This is a genomic window from Sphingomonas sp. IC-56, from assembly GCF_021043375.1.
In the GTDB taxonomy this organism is placed as follows: domain Bacteria; phylum Pseudomonadota; class Alphaproteobacteria; order Sphingomonadales; family Sphingomonadaceae; genus Sphingomonas.
The window spans coordinates 30,917-52,459 of the sequence record NZ_JAJNDV010000014.1; the positions used below are offsets into that span (position 1 = coordinate 30,917).

Genomic DNA, 21,543 nt, shown 5'->3' on the forward strand with positions numbered 1-21,543 from the left:
TATCGTTTGCCCGTGGTCCTAGACGCGGTGAGCCGGGTTGGGAAGGACTGGCGCGCGGCTGGCGTGGGGAGTAGCACCCGGACGAACTTTGTGAATCCGGAGATCAGCGTTGCGAACTCGTGTCCTCTTGGTTGCCGCCTTGCTCGCCACCACGGCATGCACGCCCGGTGGCGATGCGGCGAAGACGGAAACGGCTTCTACCCAGCCGGGGATCGGCATCGATCTGGCCGGGCTGAACAAGGGCGTGAAGCCGGGCGATGATTTCGAGGAATATGCCAATGGCGGCTGGCGCGCGAAGACGGAGATCCCGGCCGACCGCTCCAGCATCGGCATCTTCCTGGAAGTGTTCAACAAGGCCGAAGCGAACAACGCCGCGATTCTCCAGGCCGCGCTGAAGGCGAACGCCGCCCCAGGCAGCGACCAGCGGCGCATCGCGGACTGGTACAACGCCTATACCGACACTGCGGCGATCGAGCAGCGTGGCCTCGCGCCGCTGGGCGAGGAAATGGATGCCATCGCGTCGTTGCCCGACAAGAGGGCGCTGTCGGCGATGCTGGGGGGCAACATCCGCGCCGATGTGGACCCGTTGAACGCCACGCATCTGAACACCGAGAACCTGTTCGGCATCTTCGTGACACAGGCGCTAAGCCAGCCCGATACGACGGTGCCCTATCTGCTCCAGGGCGGGCTGGGTCTCCCCGGCCGCGACTATTACCTGTCGGACAAGCCAGACATGGCGAAGATCCGCGACCAGTATCGCGCCTATGTCGGCAAGCTGCTGAGCCTGGCCAACGTCACCGAGCCCGATGCCCGCGCGCAGAGGATCGTCGACCTGGAGACCAAGATCGCCCGCGCCCACGCCGACATCGTCACCAGCCAGGACGCGACCAAGGCGAACAACCCCTGGAAGAAGGCCGACTTCGCGAAGAAGGCGCCGGGCATCGACTGGGGCGCCTTCTGGAACGCCGCGGGCCTGGCGCAGCAGGACGACTTCATCGTCTGGCAGCCCGGCGCGGTCGCCGGCTTGTCCAGGCTGGTGGCCAGCGAGCCGATCCAGACCTGGCAGGACTGGCTGACCTTCCACCGCATCAACGAAGTCACCGACGTGCTGCCCGCGGCCTTCGACCAGGCGCATTTCGAGTTCTTCAGCCACCAGCTGAACGGCACGCCCAAGCCGCGCCCGCGCGACAAGCGGGCGATCGGCAGCGTGACCATCTGGCTGGGCGACGCCGTGGGTCAACTCTACGCCAAGGACTATTTTCCGGCTTCGTCCAAGGCCGACATCCAGGCGATGTCGAAGGGCATCCTCGCCGCGTTCGACAAGCGCGTCGCGGCGCTTCCCTGGATGACGCCGGCCACCAAGGCCGAGGCGCGCCGCAAGATCGAGACCATGCAGATCGGCGTCGGATACCCTGAGAGGTGGCGCAGCTATGCTGGGCTGGACGTGAAGGCAGACGATCCGGTCGGCAATTTGCGCCGTGCGAAACTTGCCGAATACCGGCATCAGTTGGGCAAGATCGGCAAGCCGGTCGACCGCGGCGAGTGGTGGATGACGCCGCAGACAGTGAACGCAGTTAACCTGCCGCTCCAGAACGCGCTGAACTTCCCGGCCGCGATCCTGCAGGCGCCGTTCTACGACCCACAGGCCGATGCGGCGGCCAAATATGGCTCGATCGGTGCGGTGATCGGCCATGAGATCAGCCATAGCTTCGACAATCTGGGTTCGACGTTCGACGCCAGCGGGCGGCTGCGCAACTGGTGGACCAAGGAGGACCTGGCCCACTTCAAGCAGGCAGGTGCGGCGCTGGCGGCACAGTATGACGCTTATGAGGCGCTGCCGGGGTTGCGCCTGAACGGCACGCAGGAACTGGGCGAGAACATCGCCGACGTTGCGGGCCTGACTGCGGCCTATGAAGCGTATCACGCGGCTCTGGGCGGCAAGCCGGCACCAGTGATCGGCGGGCTGACCGGCGACCAGCGCTTCTTCCTGGCCTTTGCGCAGAGCTGGCGGGAAAAGGGCCGCGAGCAGGATCTGCGTGCGCAGATCGCGACGGACGGGCACGCCCCGTCCCGCTGGCGGGCGCAGACCGTGCGCAACCTTGATGCATGGTATGACGCGTTCGGGGTGCAGGCCGGCCAGAAGCTCTTCCTGGCGCCCGAGAAGCGGGTGAAGGTTTGGTGAGGCGCTAATATCCTCCCCCTGGCGGGGGAGGATTAGGTGGTCAGCTCCCGATCAGTTCGCGGCCAATCAGCATGCGGCGGATTTCGTTGGTGCCCGCGCCGATATCGAGCAGCTTCGCGTCGCGGGCGAAGCGCTCAACCGGCCAGTCCTTGGTATAGCCCGCGCCGCCCAGCGCCTGGATCGCCTCCAGCGACACGCGCACGGCGTTCTCGCTGGCCAGCAGGATCGCGCCGGCCGCGTCGAAGCGAGTGGTCTTGCCCGCATCGCAGCTCTTGGCCACCGCGTAGACATAGGCGCGGGCGGAATTGAGGGCGACATACATGTCGGCGACCTTGGCCTGCATCAGCTGGAAGGCCCCGATCGGCTTGCCGAACTGCTTGCGCTCGCGGAGGTAGGGCAGCACCACGTCGAGGCAGGCCTGCATGATGCCGAGCTGGATGCCGGCGAGCACGGTGCGCTCATAGTCGAGGCCAGACATCAGCACGCCGACGCCACCGTTCACCGGGCCCATGACGTTCTCGTCGGGCACTTCGCAGTCGTTGAAGACAAGCTCGGCAGTGGGGCTGCCGCGCATGCCCATCTTGTCGATCTTCTGCCCGATCGCAAAGCCGGGCATGTCCTTCTCGATCAGGAAGGTGGTGATGCCCTTCGAGCCTTCGCCGGTCTTGGCATAGACCACCAGCGTGTCGGCATAGGCTGCGTTGGTGATCCAGAACTTGGTGCCGTTGAGGACATAACCGCGGTCGGTCTTCTCGGCGCGCAGCTTCATGCTGACCACGTCGGAACCGGCGCCGACTTCCGACATCGCCAGGCTGCCGACATGCTCGCCCGAGATCAGCTTGGGGAGGTATTTGGACTTCTGCTCAGGGTTGGCCCAGCGGCTGATCTGGTTGACGCACAGGTTCGAGTGCGCGCCGTAGGAAAGGCCGATCGAGGCCGAAGCGCGGCTGACTTCCTCACACGCGATGACATGCTCGAGATAGCCGAGGCCAAGACCGCCTTGGTCCTCGGGAACGGTGATGCCGTGGAGGCCGAGTTCGCCCATCGCGGTCCAGAGTTCGTCGCGGGGAAACCAGTCCTCGGCATCGATGCGCGCTGCGAGCGGCTCGATGCGGTCCTTGGCGAAACGCGCCGTGGTCTCGCGGATCATGTCGGCATTGTCACCGAGCGCGAAGTCGAAATCGGGGGTCATCTCTATCCTCTCAAGCAGTCACGAGCATGCCGTCGCGTACCGTTATCGGCCAGGGCTGTAGCGAGGCGCCGCCGCAGGGGCCACCCACGCAGTAACCGTCCTCGATCCGGAAGAACGCGCCGTGCCACGAGCACATCAGATACTCACCGCCGGGGGCGACATACTCGTCGAGTTCCTGCGCGAGCGGCAGGCCCATGTGCGGGCACCGGTCGACATAGCCGTGCACGGCGTCGCCCTGGCGGACGATGAAGCCGTGGAAACGCCCCGCGCGCAGTTCGATGACGAAATTGCGCGCGCGGCCGTCCGGCACGAGTGTGACCGGGCCCAGGGTGACGCCGGGTGGGGTAGCGGTGAGGCGGTCCATCTAGAGAACTCCTCCCCCGGAGGGGGAGGGGGACCGCGCTTGCGCGGTGGAAGGGTATTGGCCGCAAGCCGTCTCGCCCGTGGAGACTACCCCTCCACCAGCTTCGCTGGTCCCCCTCCCCCTCCGGGGGAGGATTGAAGAACCACCACTCACTTTGGCAACTGCGCCTTCGGGAACCCCGCCCAGGCCGCGTCATAGTCCGGCTGCGCGTGCTCCATCGCATAGGTCGTGGGGCGGTAAGGCCAGCAACTCTCCACCATGAAGGCCATGGTGCCGTCGATCTTGTGCGGCTTGAGCTCGGCGTTGCTCGCGCCCTGCCAGCTTGCCACGTCGGGGCCGTGCCCGGCCATCAGGTTGTGGAGCGACAGCCCGCCCGGGGCGAAGCCGTCTGCCTTAGCGTCATAGGCGCCGTGGATCAGCCCCATCGCCTCCGACATGATGTTGCGGTGGAACCAGGGTGGGCGGAACGTGTCCTCCGCCACCATCCAGCGCGGGGGGAAGATCACGAAGTCGGCGTTGGCCCGGCCCGGCACGTCGCTGGGCGAGGTGAGCACCGTGAAGATCGACGGATCGGGATGGTCAAAACTCACCGTGTTAATCGTGTTGAACCGCGACAGGTCATAGCGCCACGGTGCCAGGTTGCCGTGCCAGGCAACCACATCGAGCGGGCTGTGATCCAGCCTAGTTATCCACAGACTTCCCAACGACTTTTGCACAACCTCGTACACACCGTCTTCGTCCTCGAACCAGGCCGAAGGCGTTTCAAAATCGCGGGGGTTCGCGAGGCCGTTGGCGCCGATGGGGCCGAGATCGGGAAGGCGGAACAGCGCGCCGTGATTTTCGGCGACATAGCCGCGCGCTTCGCCATCGGGCAGCAGCGCGCGGAAGCGCACCCCGCGCGGGATCAGCGCGATCTGGCCCGGGGCAATGTCGATGCGGCCCATTTCGGTGAGCAATTGCAGCCGCCCAGCCTGCGGGATGAATAGCAGCTCACCGTCGGCGTTCATGAACACCCGCGCGTCCATGTCCTTGTTCGCGGCATAGATGTGGAGCGCAACGCCCTCCAGGTCGGCGGGATCGCGGTTGGCGAGCATGGTGGTCATGCCGTCGATCAGATCGATCGATCCTGCAGGTGCGGGCAGGGGATTCCAGCGAAGCCGGTTGGGGGCGAGAGGCGCCTTGTCGGTGCCCGGCGCGAAAAGCTGCGCGCCTTCGTACGGCGCATAAGGCGGGTGCTCGGCGGTTGGGCGCAAGCGGTACAGCCAGGAGCGGCGGTTCTCGTGGCGTGGCGCGGTGAAGGCGGTGCCCGACAGCTGTTCGGTGTAGAGGCCGAACGCCGGCTTCTGCGGGGAATTGCGACCCTGGGGGAGGGCGCCGGGGACAGCCTCGGTCGAGACGTGATTGCCGAAGCCGGGGAAGTAATCGGTCATCGCAGTTCCTCGTCCTGTTTTTCTGCCGAAGAAGCAAGATGAGGGAGAAACGCCTTCGCGCATCTCCCTCATCCTCCTGCGGCTCCCCTCGCTCAGATCTTGAGGATGGGATCTTTCGGGGCCGGGTTAATCCCGGCTCTCCTCTCCAAACTTGGTCAGGCGTCGACCTTGATCACGCCGCGGCGGATCTGGTCGAGTTCGATGCTCTCGAACAATGCCTGGAAATTGCCGTTGCCGAAACCTTCATTGCCCTTGCGCTGAATGATTTCGAAAAAGATCGGGCCGAACATGTTCTCGGTGAAGATCTGCAGCAGCAGCCCTTCGCCGCGCTCGACCGACCCGTCGATGAGAATCCGGTTCTTGCGGAGCCGCTCAAGGTCCTCGCCATGGCCGGGGACGCGCTTGTCCACCAGTTCGAAATAGGTCTCGATCGTGTCCTGCAGCTTCACGCCGCGCTCGCGCAGGCGCTCCACCGTGCCGTAGATATCGTCCGTGGTCAGCGCGAGGTGCTGGATGCCTTCGCCCTTATACTCGCGGATGAACTCCTCGATCTGGCTCTGGTCGTCCTTGCTCTCGTTGAGCGGGATGCGGATCGCCTTGTCAGGGGCGATCATCGCCTGGCTGAACAGGCCGGTGGCTTGGCCCTTGATGTCGAAATACTTCTGCTCTTCGAAGCCGAACAGCGTCTTGTAGAACTCCGACCACACCCGCATCTGGCCCCGGCGGACATTGTGCGTGAGGTGGTCGAGCAAGTCGAGACCGACATTGTTCTCGGCCTCCGCCTCCTGCCAGCCGGCGATCTCTTCCCAGTCGGCGTACAGGTCGACGCCGTCCTGGATGAAGTACAGGTACGACCCGCCGATACCCTGGATGACGGTGTCGTCTTCCTCGGTACGCTCGCCGCCATACTGGAGCGCCCATTCGAAAGCGGCCTTGGGGTCGCTGACGCGGAACGCCATCGCGCTGGCAGAGGGGCCGTGCGCCGCGCGGAACTCGGCAACGCGGCCGCTCTCGTCGCGGTTCAGCATCAGGTTGATGCGGCCCTGCTTATAGCGGGTGATCGCCTTGCGCGGATGCGTGTGGGTGGGGACGAAGCCCATCTGTTCGAACTGCTGCGCCATCGCCTCCGGATCGGGCGAAGTGAATTCGACAAACTCGAAGCCGTTGAGGCCGAGGGGGTTGGCTGCGTCGTTCATGAGCTCCGTTTACTGTGCCCGACTGGATAGTGTCAATTGATACTATCGGGCGGGAACACCGCTTCGGCCTAAACTTTTCTAAACTTTCCGCAGCGTCACAGCCCTTCGCCGCCGACCCAGTGCGCGTTGGAGAGCCGCCGCGCGACACTCCAGGTCTGGGTGCGGATATCGGGCACCGCCACGATCTCCCAGAACGCGCCGCGGGTCATGGGACCCAGCGCGTACAGATTGTGGTTGGGCTGCCCGTCGGCGTTGATCGTCTGCGCCTGATTGTCGACTTCGATGCCTAGATGTGCGGGGTCAGGGCGAATGCAGCCGCGCTCGGCCAGTCGGCGGAGCAGCGGTTCGGCGCTGCGGTTGAGGTCGCCGAGCGGGCCGGTGCAGTTGATGATGCGCTGAGCGAGCAGCGTCTCGGCAGCGTCTTGGCCGCGCACCCGGTACTGGACGCTGATGCCGCCCGGTTCTTCGGCAAAGGAGAGCGTCTTGCCGGCGACCACCTGTAGCTGGCCGCGGTCCAGCATCGCCTGCAACCGGGCATGGACCTGAGGCGCCAGCCGGTGACGATGCACGTCCCACCAAGGGCGCAGGTGGCGCAGGAAACGGCCGCGCTCGACGTCGCTGGCATGGCCCCACATGGGCTGCGTAAAGGGGCGAAGCTCGTCCACGGCATTGCGCCAGCCGATCGCCTCGCCGCGCATGCGGACTTGGCGGAGCAGGGCGGACGCGACCGTTCCCGGGCGCTCGTCGATGCGCTGCCAGTCGCTGCCGGCGGCATGGGCGCGGGGAAGCAGGCCACGACGGGAAAGGGCGAGAATGTGTCCCTTGAAGCCGCGCGCCTCCAGCAGCAGCACAACGTCCACCATGGTGAGGCCGGTGCCGATGACCAGCACCGTGTCCTCGTCTGACAGGTCATCGGGCACGCTCGGGTGCCAGGGGTCGCCCTTGTAGCGGGTGTCCGACAGCAGCTGCGGATCGAGGCCGGGCGGATCATGTGGGGGCAGGTTGCCGACCGCGAGCACGGCGGCATCGGCTTCCAGCGTGCGGTTGGCGAGCTTCAGGCGGACGGTGGGGCCGGTTTCCAGATCGCAGACTTCGTCGCGGATCAGGGTGAGGCGCCCGTTGGAGGTGCGCAGTGCCTCTTCCAGCAACTCCCGCAGATACTCGCCATAGGTCACGCGCGGGATGAATGCGGCGGGCGCGTCGGGGACCCCGCGCGCCTCGAGCCAGCGGACGAAGTGCGAAGGATCGTCGGGAAAGGCGCTCATGTTCGACGCGCGGACGTTCAGCACGTGACTGGGATGCGCAGCACCATAGGCAAGGCCGGTGCCTGCGACCGGCGCGCGCTCGATCAGCGTGGCGCGCGGCCCTTCGTGGCGCAGCAGGTTGATCGCCTGGAGCGTGCCCGAAAAGCCCGCGCCGATGATCGCGACATGTTCGATCAAGCGATCAGATCTCGTATTCGAGTTGCCATTCGGGCTGCTGGAAGGCGGGCTTGTCCTGCGAAAAGGCCGGTTGGCGGGCCTTCATCTGCGCATAGAGCCGCTTCACGGTGTCGCTGGCGGTCCGGGTGAACAGCGGCGGTACGACGGCGTGCACGAGGCAGGCGGCGCCGCCGACGATCATGGACACGCCGAAGCGAGCGGCGGTGGCGGCATGTTCGCCATAGCTTTCGCCGACGCTGCGCGGGTGGTCGAGGAAGATGCGGTCGATCATGATGCGAGCTTAGGCCCTGGTTGCGCACTTGTGAACCTGTGCCGCGTCCGATTGCAGCCGTTGCGCGGCGGTTCGCAATCGCTACCGTGCGCCGCAACGATAGGGAGGTTGGAATGAAGCGGGTTTATCTGGCGGGTCTGCTGGCTGCGTGTGCGGCGGGGCCGCTGATGGCGCAAACGTCGTCGCCCACGGTTGCAACGGCGCCGAGCGCGGAGGACCAGCGGCTCACGACCTTCCTCGACGCTGCGTTCGACGAAGCCGTGGCGCTCAGCCCCGAACAGATGACCAGCCTGGGGCTGAAGACGCAGTATGATCGGCTGGACGATTATACCAAGGCGGCGGATGCGCGACGGCTCGCGCTGGCCGAGCGGCAGCTTGCCGACATGAAAAAACGGTTCGACCCAGCCAAGCTGACCACGATGGGACGGCTGAGCTACCGATTGTTCGAGAAGAATGTCGAAACCGCGCGGCGCCAGGCGCGGTTCAGCGACTATGGCTTTCCGGTGTCGACCAATGGCAGTCCGGCGGGGCAAATTCCCGTCTTCCTGATCAACGAGCACCGCGTCGACAGCGTCGAGGATGCGCGCGCCTATATCGCCCGGCTGATCGACAGCGAACGAGTGATGCGCGAAGTCTCGGCGGAGATGCGCGAGCAGGCGGCCAAGGGCATCGTGCCGCCCAAGATGGTGTTCGCTCCGGCACGTGGTGATGCGCAAAAGGTGATTACCGGCGCACCGTTTGATGGCGGGCCCGACAGCACGGTGCTTGCCGATTTCCGCAAGAAAGTCGGTGCGCTCAAGGTGCCCGAGGCGACCAAGGCGCAGTTGATCGAGCAGGCCAGAGCGGCGCTGACCGGGCCATTCAAGCGCGGCTTCGCCACGCTGTTCGCGACGCTGGATGCGATCGAGCCCCAGGCCAAGGGCAACAACGGCGCTTGGAGCCTGCCCGGTGGCGATGCCTATTACCAGTCGCAGCTGGCCTTCTACACGACGACCGACATGACCGCCGACCAGATCCATCAGACTGGTCTGGCCCAGGTAGAGGCGATCCGTGCCGAGATGGAGCAGGTAAAGGCGCAGATCGGCTTCACGGGCAGCCTGGAAGCGTTCTTCGAGGCGAGCCGCACCAATCCGAAATATAAGTACCCGAACGACGAAGCCGGGCGCGAGCTGTACCTCGCCGATGCTCGTGCCGTGATCGCTAAGATGATGGCGGTTGCGCCGCGCTTCTTCCACCGTCTGCCCGAGGCGAAGCTGGAGGTACGCGCAGTCGAGAAGTGGCGACAGGAGACCGCTTCGGTAGCCTTCTACAACCGCCCGGCGCCGGATGGATCGCGCCCCGGCATCTTCTACGTCAACCTGGCCGACATGAACCAGGTCAACAAACAGCAGGTCAATGCGATCGCGGTGCACGAAGGCGCGCCGGGGCATCATTTCCAGATCGCCCGCGCGCAGGAACTACAGGGCCTGCCCAAGTTCCGGCGCTTCGGCTTCTATGGCAGCTATATCGAGGGCTGGGGGCTCTACACCGAGCGGCTAGCCAAGGAGATGGGCGCATATCCGACGCCCGAGACTCAGTTCGGCATGCTTTCGCTGCAGATGTGGCGGGCGATCCGTATGGTGGTGGATACCGGCATGCACTCCAAGCGCTGGACTCGCGAGCAGGCGATCGCCTTCTTCCAGCAGAATTCGCCGCTGTCGCAGCGCGATATCGTCAAGGAAGTGGACCGGTACATCAACAATCCTGGGCAAGCGACAAGCTACATGGTCGGGCAGTTGAAGATCGCTGGGTTGCGGGCCAAGGCGGAAAAGGCGCTGGGGGCACGGTTCGACATTCGCGACTTCCATGAGGCGGTGCTGGCGAACGGGGCGTTGCCGCTCGATGTGCTGGAGGAGCAGGTCGACGCGTATATTGCTGCGAAGCGGGGGTAGGGTGGCCGACACGGGTTGGTCGAGAATCTGCAATTATCGTCCGTCACCCCGGCCTTGAGCCGGGGTCCCGCTACCTTATCCCTTGGAAGAAGAAGCGGGATCCCGCTCAAGGCCGGGATGACGTGGAAGTTAGATGGATATGGCTCACCCCTTCAACATCCGTTCGGTGACCACCCGCTCCAGCACGGTGAGCGGCATGGGACCGTCGGCCAGGATCGCGTGAAAGGCGCGCGGATCGAAGCGGGCGCCTTGCTTGCGCTTCACCTGATCGCGCAGGCGCGCCCACACGGTGTGGCCGATCTTGTAGCTGCACGCCTGGCCCGGCCAGGCGGTGTAGCGATCGATTTCGCCCTGGCTGCGGCCCCGCGCGATACCGGTGGTGGCGATCAGATAGTCGGTCGCTCGCTCGCGGCTCCAGCGCTTGTGGTGCATGCCTGAGTCCACCACCAGCCGGGTCGCCCGGAACAGCAGCGACTGGAGATAGCCGACCTGGCCGAGCGGATTGCCCTCATACATCCCCATCTCGTCCGCCAGCTGCTCGGCATAGAGCGCCCAGCCCTCGCTATAGCCGCTGAAGAAGGTGCGGCGGCGGATCAGCGGGATGCTGGTGGATTCGAGCGCGGTCATCACCTGAAGATGGTGACCGGGAACCGCTTCGTGATGAGTCAGCGTGGCGAGGCCGAACTTGGGCCGGTCGAACGTGTCGCGCAGGTTGATGTAGTAGATCGCAGGACGTGAACCGTCGAGCGAAGCGTTCTGGTAATAACCGCCAGGCGCTCCGGCCTGGATCGAGGGTGGTACGCGGCGAACTTCGACTGGTGCCTTTGGCACCGTCGCAAACTGTTCGGGCAGGCGCTTGGCCACCGCCTCGATCTGCGCGTTCAGCGCGGCGAGCAGCGCGTCGCGGCCGGGATCGGTGTTGGGGAAGAGCTGGTCGGGCCGTTGGTTGAGGGCCACCAGCCGGGCACCGACGGTGCCCTGTGTCATACCCTGCGCCTTGAGGATCGTGTCGATGCGGGCGCTGATCTGTGCGACCTGGTCGAGGCCGAGCCTGTGGATCTCGTCACCCGAAAGGGCAGTCGTGGTCGCCGCCTCAGCTGCTGCGCGGTAATAGGCATCCCCATCTGGGAAGCGCCAGACGCCGGCGTCGTGCGTTGCCCTGGCGCGCAGCTCGATGACCAGCGCGCGCTGGCGGTCGAGCGCGGGGAAGACGCGGTCGGCCACGATCCGCTCCGCCTGGGCGACATGGGTGTCGGGCAGGCCCGCCGCCCTCAGCTTGGTCGCGAGCGAGGTGACCATGACGGTGGCGCCCGGCTGCTGGTCACGCAGGGCGGCAAGCTGTTTCAGCGTGGTGTCGAGCAGATAATCGGGCGCGAACACGTCGCGTGCGGCGTCGGCGCGCTGGCGCTCGGTGTCGTTGTCGATCGCCTGCGGAAAGGCGGTCAGACGTGCGAGGTACGCGTCGGCATCTGCCGCGTCCTTGATGCGGTGCTGTGAGTCCAGAAAGTCGGGAACGTCGCGATAGGCGCCGGTCAGCTGGCTGAGCACATAGGGCGCGTAGCGGCCCATGCTGGCGCCATAGGTGAAGCGCTCGGCACCCGCGACGCCGCGCTGGAGCTGATACAGGACGATTTCGTAGTCGAGCTTGGCCGCTGGCGACAGCGCGGCGGGATTGATCGCGCGAAGCTCGGCAAGCTCGCGCTTGGCGCGGGCTAGGTCGGCAGCGACACCCTTGGCCGAGCCGTCGCTTAGCCTTGACTTGAGCGCGGCACGCTCGCCGGTGTCGAGCCCCAGGCGCGTCGCTCCTTCCGGATCATCGCCCAGTCGATCGTAGAAGAAGCGGTCAAGTAGGGTCCGCAGCTGCGCATCGGCGGTGTCGCCCGCGAGCGCCTGTCCATTAGCCGGAACTGCTGCGGCGAGGGTGGCTGCGCCGGCGCTGCCGATGAACGAACGACGATCCACGAGAATCTCCTGACGCCAAGTATCAGGTCCTACCCTGTTAGGTGGGTGCCGATGCGGCAAGTGGAATCGCGTTGCTGCCCTCCAGCGTATGGGCAGCGATGATCCCGGAACTTGTGGTTCACAGACCGAGACTTTGCAGTGGGATCGAGAACGTGGCGAAGGCCACGCCGTGCGGCTCGGAACTGCGGTGTCCGACTGGAGCGCGATGGCGGTGCAAACCACCATGGTGGGCGCCACCCGCACTCTTTCGTCTACCTGGGGAGCGCTCGACGCATTCGAGATGCACGTCACGACCGGCCGCCGCCTCAGATGGGATCCGAAGGCTGAGCGCTTTACCGGCGACGACGCCGCCCACGCGATGCTAGCCCGCCCGCAGCGGGTGAGGTACGCCATCTAGTGCTCGGCTGTCACACCCCTGAGTGTGAGCGCGTGAGGAACGCCTACGCTGAAGCGAGCTTGCCCTGCCCTTGCAATGCAAGGAGGTAGAGGCTTTAGCCGACTCGCCACTTCGGCACCTGTCGCGGGCGTTTGGCGCCATCGCGTTCCAACGATGCACCATGCGCGGACACAGGGCGCTTTGGTGTACCCCGCGCACGCGCAATTCTGCTAAGCCCCCCCCAACGATCGCATGCCGGCTTCCCCGGCTCTCTGCGTGAGTCACTAACATCGTCACGCAATCCGGCGCTGCGTTTCGCAAACCCTGAACCGCCTGAACGCCAACAAGATTGAGTTCCATGCGCTTACCTGGCTTACTTTCCCGCGCCTCCTGTGACCTGGCGATAGACCTCGGAACGGTGAACACCGTGGTCTACCTGCGGGGCCGCGGGATCGTTCTGAGCGAACCTTCCGTGGTCGCGCTTGAAGTTCTGAACGGAACGTCGCGGGTGCGAGCCGTCGGCGCGGAGGCCAAGCTCATGTTGGGCAAAACGCCCGACAATTTGCGCACGATCCGCCCGATGCGAGATGGCGTGATCGCGGACATCGATGTCGCCGAGCAGATGATCAAATACTTCATCGACAAGGCGCGGGGCGGCGCCAGCCGCTTTGCGCGCCGGCCCGCGATCGCCATCAGCATCCCCAGCAGCGCCACGCCGGTTGAGCGGCGAGCCATCCAACAAGCCGCCACGAGCGCCGGCGCTCGCGAGGTGTATCTGATCGAAGAGTCGATGGCCGCGGCGATCGGCGCCGGTTTGCCTGTCACCGAGCCTCTGGGCGTGATGATCGTCGACATTGGCGGTGGGACAACGGAAGTGGCGATCCTGTCGCTTCGCGGGCTTGCGTACAGTGCGTCGGTTCGTGTCGGTGGCGATCGGATGGACGAAGCAATCGCCTCGGGCATCCGGCGCAAGCACAATCTGATGATCGGCGAAGCCACGGCCGAGCGGATAAAGGTCGCGATCGGCTCTGCTCAGGCGCCGAGCGACGGTATCGGAACGGTTACCAAAGTCAGGGGGCGCGACCTGGTGAAGGGCATGCCCGCCGAGGTCGATGTCAGCCAAGGCGAGATCGCGCTGTTCCTTGCTGAACTGACCGCCCAGATCGTGGAAGCCACGCTCTCTGCGCTGGAAAAGGTCCAGCCGGAGCTGGCCTCGGACCTTTGCGACCAGGGCATCGTCATGACCGGAGGCGGCAGCTTGCTCGCGCAGCTCGACGAAGTCCTTGCAAAAGCCACCGGCCTGCCCGTGATCGTTGCCGAAAACGCCTTGATGTGCGTAGCCACAGGTGCCGGGCGCGCACTGGAGGATCCGGTATATCAAGGCGTGATGGCAGGCACGTAGCCGATCAAGTCCGGCTGGTGCGCTTTCGCTCAAGGAAGAAGCGCACCATTTCCCGTGATGCTTCCGGCCCTTTCGGATCGGTGTAAGAGCCGCCCGCGTCGCCACCGGACCATGCGTGGCCGCCGCCTCTTATCGTCCACTGCTCGATGTGCACCAGGCCCTCAGCGTCTACGCTCATCTCGCGGCGATAGTGGCAGCCGGCGTCGCTGCGCCCTTCTTCGACCTCGACCTTGAGCGGTACGCCTGCGGCCTTTGTCGCAGCGTCCACGATGATCCGGCTGTTCGCCTGGTGGACGGTTGCGTCTTTATCGCCGTGGAAGGTGATCACGGGAACGAAGCTGTGGCCCGAACGGCCTGTTGCTGCCGGCACACCGCCGCGGTTCATCGCTGCAAGTGCGCTTGGAAGGTCTCGCGCCGCGCCGCAGGCGAGACCGGAGTGGATCCCAACGGCTGCGAACAGGTCAGGATATTGGGCCGCCATGATCGCAGCAGCAGCACCCCCGGCCGACAAACCGGCCACGTACACCCGCTGCGGGTCGAGGTCATGCTTGGAGATCACCTCCCGCGTTAAGCCCGCCAACAGTGCGGGCTCTCCACGGTCCCGCTGCTGGTCCCCGGGCTTGAACCAGTTCCAGCATTTCTGCGGATTGGCGGCCTGTGTCTGGCGAGGGTAGGCGACCAGGAAGCTGAATTCGTCGGCCAGACGGTTCATGCCCGTTCCCCGGGCAAAATCCTCGGGCGACTGGGTGCAACCGTGAAGCATCACGACGAGCGGCATGCCGGCGGTGGCGTTGGCCGGGACATAGAGCCGATAGCTCATGGTTCCTCCGCTCCCGCGATAGGCATGATCTTCGAACTGCGAAGGCGCGTTATTCGTATCGGCCACGTTGTGCTGCGTAGCGGCTCCACGTGGTTGCATGGATGGCTGCACCTCATGCGCGATGGAGGTGAGAGCCGGGGATTCGCTATCGAACCCCGCTCCCGATGGAGACGCATCCGGCCCCCCAGGCTGAAGCGCGGAACGGAGCAATGCCGTCGCCTCCATCAGATTACCGGATCGCGTGAGCCGAAGCGCTTCCGCCATCGATTCTTGAAAAGCCATGTTCTTGTTCTTTCGGTTCAAGCGATGCGGTCCGCGAGCGCGGCCTTCACCGCTGCACTCGCATGAAGGACACCTAGCACGGTGAGCGATGAGATGGCCGCACGAGCGAGCTCAGGCGAAACGTCGGCAGCGATCGTCGCCAGGCCTAGGACGCGGATGTCCAGCGTCTCACCTCGTTCCCGCGCAGCCTCGAGCTGTTCGCGGGAAAAGTGGCTGACGCCCAGGTCGAGTTGCTTGCGCACCACGGACTTTTCCGCCGCTGCCCTGTGGCGCTCCAGCTGGTTCCTTATGGCCGTCCGGATGAAATCCGTGCGGTTTGAGTAGAAACCCTCCTGCGCGAGAAGGTCGATGTGGCCCAGATCCACATAGCCAAGGTTGATCGTGATCTTCTCGCTGTCGCCCCTCGGCCGGAGCTCCGAAACTTCCGCCACGTCGTTCGCCTCCATCCGTATAGATGGTAAGTGGATGGTACGCACCGTCAGTTCAAGGTGTCTGTTTAGTGCGGCGGGTGCGGCTAGAACATCGTGCATGCTGGCGGCGGAGCCGGCGGAGGCGCTGCGCAGCGGCTGGCCGCGCACACCTTATTCTCGCGGCCCCTTTTTTCGGAGACCGCGCCTCCCCATATGCAAGCGGCTGACGTCGCATGCGACGGATATTGGGCCGCTTTGGCTCCTCCCTTTGTCCCTTTCTAGCCTCACCGAAGCCGGGATGCGCCGCTGTTGGCGCATGCCCGTCACCCATGGGACAAGGATACCCATCATGATCACCGGAACCGTGAAATTCTTCGACGCCACCAAGGGCTATGGCTTCATCGCGCCCGAGACCGGCGGCAACGACGCGTTTGTCCACATCTCTGCCGTCGAGCGCGCAGGCATGCACTCGCTCGATAAGGACCAGCGTGTCACCTACGAGTTGGAAGAGGATCGCCGCGGCAAAATGTCGGCGGTAAACCTCCAGGCGGCATAAGCCTGACGTGATCAGGGGGTGCTCAGCGCCCCCTTTTTTTTGGCCGAAAGCAGGCGAAACCCCTGCACTATGGAGACGTCATGTCCAGAGCGATCAACATCAACGCCACGCAGGACCATGTCAAAGCGGCATGCGCTAAGCGCAAGGTTCCGATCAGCGCCATCGAGACCCTCAGGTCGGGCGGCACCCGCGTTGTCATGAACAACGCGGCTGACACTGCGATCATTGCCAAGGCCTATGGCTCGAAGGTGATCTCGGGCGAGGTGACGCGAACGCCCACGCGCATGGGCTCGCTATAACGTTCGGGCGCTGAAAACAGCACGAGGAGTATATCATGGCCAAGGGTCAAATGAAGTCGAACAAGGAAGCGCGTAAGCCAAAGGCGCCCAAGCCGCCGAAGCTGAACGCATCCAATCCCTCAGCCAAAGGCAAGGCGCCGCTGGAAGCAACTGCGCCGAAGAAGTAGGCTAGGCTGCGCGTTGGCAGCTTTCCACTTGGGACCATTCGTTCGCACCCTCTGCGCTGCTTAGCGCTGAGGGTGCCGGAGCGGCGGTCCCATTGCGCTGCGGCATTCGCGGGGCACGTCGGCGCTCGACTAGATCACGCTATCGCGCGATTTCCGCACAGAAGATTCAGGAACTGCCCAACCGCAGCTTTCCGGTCTGCCCAACCTGGGTCCGACCGGCGCATCCTGTCGTTATCACCATGGGATGGTGACCCCTACGGGAATCGAACCCGTGCTTCAGCCGTGAAAGGGCCGCGTCCTAACCGCTAGACGAAGGGGCCATGCCGGAGCGTGGAAGGGCCGGTTAGGGAAGGATCGCACCCCGGTCAAGCGCCTTTTGCGCCTAATCCGCCCAAGCCGCATCTTCGACGTGCAATTCGGCGGCCGGGCGGCTGCCCCAGTCGTCGATCTTGGCGCGGCCGGCGAGCCACAGCTTGCGGTGGCGCGGTGCGGAAAGCAGGGCGGCACCGAGTTCGGTTTCCGCCTGGCGGAAGGCCATCGCCTTGATGCTGCGTCCATCATCGCCCGCGACGATCGCGCGGACATGGCCGTTGCCAACGATATCGGCCTTGATCACGCTGAGCGGGCCAGCGGCCACGCGCGGAGCCGGCCAGCCCATGCCATAGGGGCCGCCCGCTTCCATGGCAGTGACGAGGTCTGGGCATACGCCGCCCGGGGCGAGCACGGCGTCCAGCAACAGCGCGCGTTCGCCGATCGCCTGAGTAATCCGGTCCGACAGGCGCTCCTCCAGGAACTCGGCAAAAGCATCCAGCCGGTCCTCGGCGATGGTGACGCCGCACGCCATGGCGTGGCCGCCGCCGGCGTGCAGCAGACCGGCATCCTTGGCGGCGAGCACGGCGGCACCCAGGTCGACGCCCGGGATCGAGCGCCCCGATCCCTTGCCGATGCCGTTGTCGTCCATGGCGATGACGATGGCCGGACGGTTGAGCTTTTCCTTCAAGCGGCCCGCGACGATGCCGATCACACCGGCGTGCCAGCCCCGTGCGGCTACCACGGTGAGCGTACGATTGCTGCGGGCGTAGCACAGCGCTTCGGCAGCCTGTTGTACCTCGGTCTCGATCGCCCGGCGTTCTTCGTTGAGGAGGTCGAGCTCGGCGGCGATGCGGCGGGCCTCGTCGGGGTCGCGGGTCGTGAGAAGGCGCACGCCGAGGTCCGATCGGCCGACGCGGCCACCGGCGTTGATGCGCGGCCCCAGCGCGAAGCCAAGATCGGTACAGGTCGGCGAACGCGTGAGGCGGGACGCCTCGATCAGCGCATTGAGGCCGATGTTGCGGCGCTGGGCCATGACCTTGAGCCCCTGCGCCACGAAGGCGCGGTTGAGGCCTTTTAGCTGGGCTACGTCGGCGACGGTGCCCAGCGCCACAAGGTCGAGCAGGTCGAGCAGCTTGGGCTCAGGCCGGTTGGCAAAGAAGCCGCGGCTGCGCAGCGTCCGCACCAGCGCCGCGCCGAGCAGAAAGGCCATGCCGACTGCCGCCAAATGCCCGTGGGCGGCACCTTCGCCTTCATCTAGGCGATTGGGGTTCACCACCGCCACAGCAACCGGCAGTTCGGCGGCGCATTTGTGGTGATCGCAGACGATCACATCGGCACCGGCCTCACGCGCCATCGCTAGTGCTTCAAAGGCCTGGGCGCCGCAATCGACCGTGACGATCAGGCTGGCCCCCTCCTGCTTGAGCCGGACCAGTGCCTCGCCCGAGGGGCCATAGCCTTCCATCAGGCGATCCGGGATATAGGGACGCGCCTCCAGCCCGAGATCGCGCAGCAGCAGGATCATTACCGCCGCCGAAGTGGCGCCGTCGACGTCATAGTCGCCGAAGATCGCAACCGGTTCGCGTGCCAGCACGGCATCGGCCAGCCGCTCGGCCGCCTTGTCCATGTCCCGGAAGATCGAGGGGTCCGGCATGAACGCGCGGATGCTGGGCGCCTTGTGCGCCTCCAGCGCATCGCGCGGGCAACCGCGGGCGAGCAGCAGTTGCGTCACCAGATCATCGGGCGCGAAGCGGGGATCGCGGGCATCCGCGGCAAGGCCCCGCCAGCGCCAGGGCTGGCCAAGAATGGAACGGTGGATATTCAGCACGGACGACATTGCAGGACCCTGGCTCGCGGGAGTGGCGATAACGAGGCAGGCGCGCTCAGTTGTCGGCCTGCTGCTTGGCCGTGGACAGGAAAGTGGGGATCGGCTCCCTCAACCAGGCATCCTCGCGAAACCATTTGGTGATGATGTATTTGGTGCCTTCGATCACACGCATACCCTCGTGCAGCGTGTCGTAGTTCGGGCTGCCATCGGGGGACATGTTGTTCCAGATCACCAGCATGCCCCGCTTCGGCTTAAAGCGGATGCCGGCGCGCGGGAACCAGGTGGCGCCGCCTTCCTCGACTTGGTTCAGATAAGCCATGGCCGTCCAGGTCCGCTGGCCGCCGGTTTCCTGCATCTTGGCCCAGTAGTGGCTGGTCTCGTGGAAATAGTCGCAGTGCGCGCGGAATTGCTGCCCTGGCGAGTAACGCTGGCCCTGCATGGTTTCGGCGTTTTCCTCGGGGATTCCGAGCAGCTCGGCAATGCGCAGGTCGATCTCGTAGACATCCTGCGACCAGCGATGCAGATCGGAGCTGTCGCTGGTGCGGTACTCGGGATCTTCGCTGACCGCGAGCAGGGTAGAGGGGCGCGAGTTCTGGTCGATCAGGTCGATCAGCGTGTCGCATTCGGCTTCGGACAGGAAGCCGTCATGGGTGTACATCTGCGCCGCTTCGACCTTGGCGCGCTTGATGGCAGGGTTGGCCTCCAAGCGGGCAGAGACGTCGCGACCGATCCTGGCGCGGACGGGCGAGGGGCCGCCCGACATCAATCCGTTATTCTTGCTCACGCGCCTGAGATTGCGCGGGAGGGTCGGGAATGCAAGCACCTGGACGCAACAAGGGCCCGGCGTAAAGCCGAGCCCCGTCGTTCGATATGCTCTAGTTTACCAGAAGATGTCGTAGATCGTGTCGACGACCTCGCCCGTGTAGGTGTCCACCAGCAGCGCGTCGTTATAGTAGCGCACCCAGCGATAAGGCCCGTCTACTTCCGGTAGGCGGTAGCTGAACGGGTCATTGATCCAGTAGTTGGACGAATAGAGCAGCGCGCTCAACTGAAAGCCGGGCGTGAAGCGGCGATAGCCATAGCCCCAGCCGCTGGGCGCATAGTAGCGCGGAAGCCGGTAGAGCGAACGGTTCTGGGTCCGATAGCCCCGCCAATCGTAGCGCCGATCATTGCGCCAGCCATTGTCCCAGCGACCACCCCGGTCACCGCGATAGACGTTGCCGCCATTCCAGTTGCGGTTCGGTCCGCGATTGCCGTTCCAGCCCGGATTGCCGCGATCGAAGCGCGTGCGGTCGCCCCGGTCGAACCGGCCGCCGTCGTTCCGGTCGAACCGGCCGCCGTCCTTCCGGTCGCCGCGGAACTGCTGGGCTCCGACGACGCCCTGGCGCTGAGATCCGTTGTTCCAGCGGTTGCGGTCGCCGCGGTCCCCGCGATTGCCGTCGCTGCGGAACTGTTGTGGCTGAGGCTGTGCTGGAGCAGCGGGACGGTTCCAGTTGCCGCGAGCGCCGCCGTCCCATTGCCGCTGCGGGCGGGTTTGTTGTGGTGCTGCGGGTGCCGGGCGGCTCCAGTCGCGCGCCTGGGGCGAGCGCTGGCTAGGTCCGGCTGAGCGATCGCCGCCCCAGCGGCCGCCACGATCCTGTGCGAACGCCGGCGGGACCAGAGCCGTTGCGGCGATCAATGCCGCGAGCAACATCTTCTTCATGTCCATACTCTCCGCTCGACCGGCGAAGGCGCCGATCTGAGTTCAGTGTGGTGTAGAGGGTGGCGCATGAGCGATGGCTGAATTGCAGCGACAGCCAATCGAAAGAATACAGGCTATTCCGTTGCCGCAGGCTCTACGTCACCCTCCAGCATCGCGTCGCCGCGTGCGATGCGGGCTGCATCGGTGATTGCACTCAGCAGGCGCGGATAGATGCCGCACCGACATAGATTGGGGATGGCTCCCTTAATGTCGTCTTCCGACGGGTTGCGGTTGTTCCGCAGCAGCACCGACGCGGCCATGATGATCCCGGGGATGCAATATCCGCATTGCGGGACATTGGCGGCAATCAGCGCCTGTTGCACCGGATGGCTTCTGTCCCGGGACAGACCTTCAATCGTGGTGACGAAGGTGCCTTCAAGAGCGCCGATCCGCTCCTGGCAGGCCAGACGAAGCGTGCCATCGACATCCACCGAGCACGCGCCGCAATCACCGGTGCCGCAGCCATATTTGGTGCCGGTCAAGTTCGACGCGTCGCGCAATGCCCACAGCAGCGGCGTGCGCGGGTCCATCTTGTACTCGACCGGCTGGTTGTTGACGGTGAAGCGAGTCATGGTGAACCTCTACCCGCTCCAACCGGGATACACTATCCGCGTTCGGCTCAGTCGCGCCAGCTGCGGTCGGTGCGGTCGACCAGGCGGACCATCGCCGCGAAGTCGGCAGCGCCCGGGCCGCCGGGCACCTGCGCCATGTGCAGGTCGCGCTGGTGGACCGCGATCACGTCGTCGGGAACGGTCAGCGGCGTACCCATGCTGGCGGTGGCGAGCTGGATCTCGCAGGCGCGTTGCAGCGACCAATGCTTCATGAACGCTTCGGCGACGGTACGGCCCATCACCAGGATGCCGTGGTTGCGTAGGAGCATGATCCGGCGATCGCCCAGATTGGCGAGCAGGCGTTCGCCCTCTTCGTCGCGGACCGTCACGCCTTCAAAGTCGTGATAGGCGATCTGGCCGGCAAAGGCGCAGGCATAGAAGTTCGTGGGTTGGAGCCCGCCTTCGACCGAGGACACTGCCATGCCGGCGGTGGTGTGGGTGTGGGCGATGCAATGCGCGTCGGGGAGGTGGCGGTGGAACAGCGCGTGCTGGACGAAGCCGGCGCGGTTTACGGGGTAGGGCGAGTCGTCGAGCTTGTTGCCGTCGATGTCGATCTTGACGAGGTTGGATGCCTTCACCTCGGAGAAGTGGAGGCCGAAGGGGTTGATGAGGAACGCGCCTTCCTCGCCCGGCACCTTCAGGGTGATGTGGTTGTAGATCATCTCGGACCAGCCCAGGTGATCGAAAACGCGGTAGCAGGCGGCGAGCTGTTGGCGGGCTTCCCATTCTGCTTCGGGCATGGAAGGCTTTTGCTGGAGCGCGGTGGCCATGG

The 21,543-nt window shown here is 65.2% G+C and carries 21 protein-coding genes and 1 tRNA gene; 7 read left to right on the plus strand and 15 right to left on the minus strand.

What is annotated here, in order from left to right; genetic code table 11:
- The first annotated feature begins 109 nt into the window (after positions 1-109).
- The gene (locus tag LQ953_RS15520) at positions 110-2,182 is read left to right on the plus strand and encodes a M13 family metallopeptidase (RefSeq protein ID WP_231031898.1); all 2,073 of its coding nucleotides are present in this window, start codon (positions 110-112) and stop codon (positions 2,180-2,182) included.
- A 40-nt stretch (positions 2,183-2,222) separates the two neighbouring features.
- Here the strand turns inward: LQ953_RS15520 and LQ953_RS15525 are convergent, their stop codons facing one another.
- From LQ953_RS15525 to LQ953_RS15550, 6 genes are all read right to left on the minus strand, one after another.
- Positions 2,223-3,374, minus strand: a complete 1,152-nt coding sequence (locus LQ953_RS15525; protein WP_231031899.1) for an isovaleryl-CoA dehydrogenase — start codon at positions 3,372-3,374, stop codon at positions 2,223-2,225.
- A gap of 10 nt (positions 3,375-3,384) precedes the next feature.
- The gene (locus tag LQ953_RS15530) at positions 3,385-3,738 is read right to left on the minus strand and encodes a Rieske (2Fe-2S) protein (protein ID WP_231031900.1); all 354 of its coding nucleotides are present in this window, start codon (positions 3,736-3,738) and stop codon (positions 3,385-3,387) included.
- 149 nt (positions 3,739-3,887) lie between these two features.
- A complete protein-coding gene (hmgA, locus tag LQ953_RS15535) occupies positions 3,888-5,168 on the minus strand; it encodes a homogentisate 1,2-dioxygenase (RefSeq protein ID WP_231031901.1) in 1,281 nt (426 codons plus the stop codon).
- A gap of 155 nt (positions 5,169-5,323) precedes the next feature.
- Positions 5,324-6,364: a 4-hydroxyphenylpyruvate dioxygenase gene (gene hppD, locus LQ953_RS15540; protein WP_231031902.1), complete on the minus strand. Its 1,041-nt coding sequence runs from the start codon at positions 6,362-6,364 to the stop codon at positions 5,324-5,326.
- A gap of 95 nt (positions 6,365-6,459) precedes the next feature.
- Positions 6,460-7,806 (minus strand): FAD/NAD(P)-binding protein, encoded by a 1,347-nt coding sequence (locus LQ953_RS15545; protein WP_231031903.1) that lies wholly within the window; start codon positions 7,804-7,806, stop codon positions 6,460-6,462.
- Between the two features lie 4 nt (positions 7,807-7,810).
- A complete protein-coding gene (locus LQ953_RS15550; protein WP_231031904.1) occupies positions 7,811-8,077 on the minus strand; it encodes a DUF6356 family protein in 267 nt (88 codons plus the stop codon).
- Between the two features lie 113 nt (positions 8,078-8,190).
- Here LQ953_RS15550 and LQ953_RS15555 point away from each other — a divergent pair, with 113 nt between their 5' ends.
- A complete protein-coding gene (locus LQ953_RS15555; protein ID WP_231031905.1) occupies positions 8,191-10,008 on the plus strand; it encodes a DUF885 domain-containing protein in 1,818 nt (605 codons plus the stop codon).
- A gap of 144 nt (positions 10,009-10,152) precedes the next feature.
- On the opposite strand, the gene LQ953_RS15560 is transcribed toward LQ953_RS15555, so the two are convergent.
- Positions 10,153-11,970, minus strand: coding sequence for a DUF885 domain-containing protein (locus tag LQ953_RS15560; protein ID WP_231031906.1), 1,818 nt, complete (start codon positions 11,968-11,970; stop codon positions 10,153-10,155).
- Positions 11,971-12,139: 169 nt separating this feature from the next.
- Between LQ953_RS15560 and LQ953_RS15565 the strand changes: the two genes are divergently transcribed.
- Positions 12,140-12,367: a hypothetical protein gene (locus LQ953_RS15565; protein WP_231031907.1), complete on the plus strand. Its 228-nt coding sequence runs from the start codon at positions 12,140-12,142 to the stop codon at positions 12,365-12,367.
- Between the two features lie 337 nt (positions 12,368-12,704).
- A complete protein-coding gene (locus tag LQ953_RS15570) occupies positions 12,705-13,748 on the plus strand; it encodes a rod shape-determining protein (RefSeq protein ID WP_231031932.1) in 1,044 nt (347 codons plus the stop codon).
- A 4-nt stretch (positions 13,749-13,752) separates the two neighbouring features.
- On the opposite strand, the gene LQ953_RS15575 is transcribed toward LQ953_RS15570, so the two are convergent.
- Both LQ953_RS15575 and LQ953_RS15580 read right to left on the minus strand, forming a co-directional pair.
- Positions 13,753-14,850, minus strand: a complete 1,098-nt coding sequence (locus LQ953_RS15575; protein WP_231031908.1) for an extracellular catalytic domain type 1 short-chain-length polyhydroxyalkanoate depolymerase — start codon at positions 14,848-14,850, stop codon at positions 13,753-13,755.
- 17 nt (positions 14,851-14,867) lie between these two features.
- Positions 14,868-15,326, minus strand: coding sequence for a hypothetical protein (locus LQ953_RS15580; protein ID WP_231031909.1), 459 nt, complete (start codon positions 15,324-15,326; stop codon positions 14,868-14,870).
- A gap of 283 nt (positions 15,327-15,609) precedes the next feature.
- On the opposite strand from LQ953_RS15580, the gene LQ953_RS15585 reads away from it, so the two are divergent.
- The 3 genes from LQ953_RS15585 (at position 15,610) to LQ953_RS16285 (ending at position 16,282) form a co-directional block, all read left to right on the plus strand.
- The gene (locus LQ953_RS15585) at positions 15,610-15,816 is read left to right on the plus strand and encodes a cold-shock protein (protein WP_231031910.1); all 207 of its coding nucleotides are present in this window, start codon (positions 15,610-15,612) and stop codon (positions 15,814-15,816) included.
- An 80-nt stretch (positions 15,817-15,896) separates the two neighbouring features.
- Complete coding sequence (locus tag LQ953_RS15590; protein ID WP_231031911.1) at positions 15,897-16,115, plus strand: hypothetical protein; 219 nt, start codon at positions 15,897-15,899, stop codon at positions 16,113-16,115.
- A gap of 35 nt (positions 16,116-16,150) precedes the next feature.
- Complete coding sequence (locus tag LQ953_RS16285; RefSeq protein ID WP_269141539.1) at positions 16,151-16,282, plus strand: hypothetical protein; 132 nt, start codon at positions 16,151-16,153, stop codon at positions 16,280-16,282.
- Positions 16,283-16,527: 245 nt separating this feature from the next.
- Here the strand turns inward: LQ953_RS16285 and LQ953_RS15595 are convergent.
- From LQ953_RS15595 to LQ953_RS15620, 6 genes are all read right to left on the minus strand, one after another.
- Positions 16,528-16,602, minus strand: a tRNA-Glu gene (locus tag LQ953_RS15595).
- Positions 16,603-16,664: 62 nt separating this feature from the next.
- A complete protein-coding gene (gene recJ, locus LQ953_RS15600) occupies positions 16,665-18,428 on the minus strand; it encodes a single-stranded-DNA-specific exonuclease RecJ (RefSeq protein WP_231031912.1) in 1,764 nt (587 codons plus the stop codon).
- Between the two features lie 46 nt (positions 18,429-18,474).
- Positions 18,475-19,203, minus strand: a complete 729-nt coding sequence (locus tag LQ953_RS15605; RefSeq protein ID WP_231031913.1) for a 2OG-Fe(II) oxygenase — start codon at positions 19,201-19,203, stop codon at positions 18,475-18,477.
- Positions 19,204-19,299: 96 nt separating this feature from the next.
- Positions 19,300-20,121, minus strand: coding sequence for an RcnB family protein (locus tag LQ953_RS15610; RefSeq protein ID WP_231031914.1), 822 nt, complete (start codon positions 20,119-20,121; stop codon positions 19,300-19,302).
- Between the two features lie 113 nt (positions 20,122-20,234).
- Complete coding sequence (locus tag LQ953_RS15615) at positions 20,235-20,732, minus strand: (2Fe-2S)-binding protein (RefSeq protein ID WP_231031915.1); 498 nt, start codon at positions 20,730-20,732, stop codon at positions 20,235-20,237.
- 47 nt (positions 20,733-20,779) lie between these two features.
- Positions 20,780-21,541, minus strand: coding sequence for a class II aldolase/adducin family protein (locus LQ953_RS15620; RefSeq protein ID WP_231031916.1), 762 nt, complete (start codon positions 21,539-21,541; stop codon positions 20,780-20,782).
- Between the last annotated feature and the right edge of the window lie 2 nt (positions 21,542-21,543).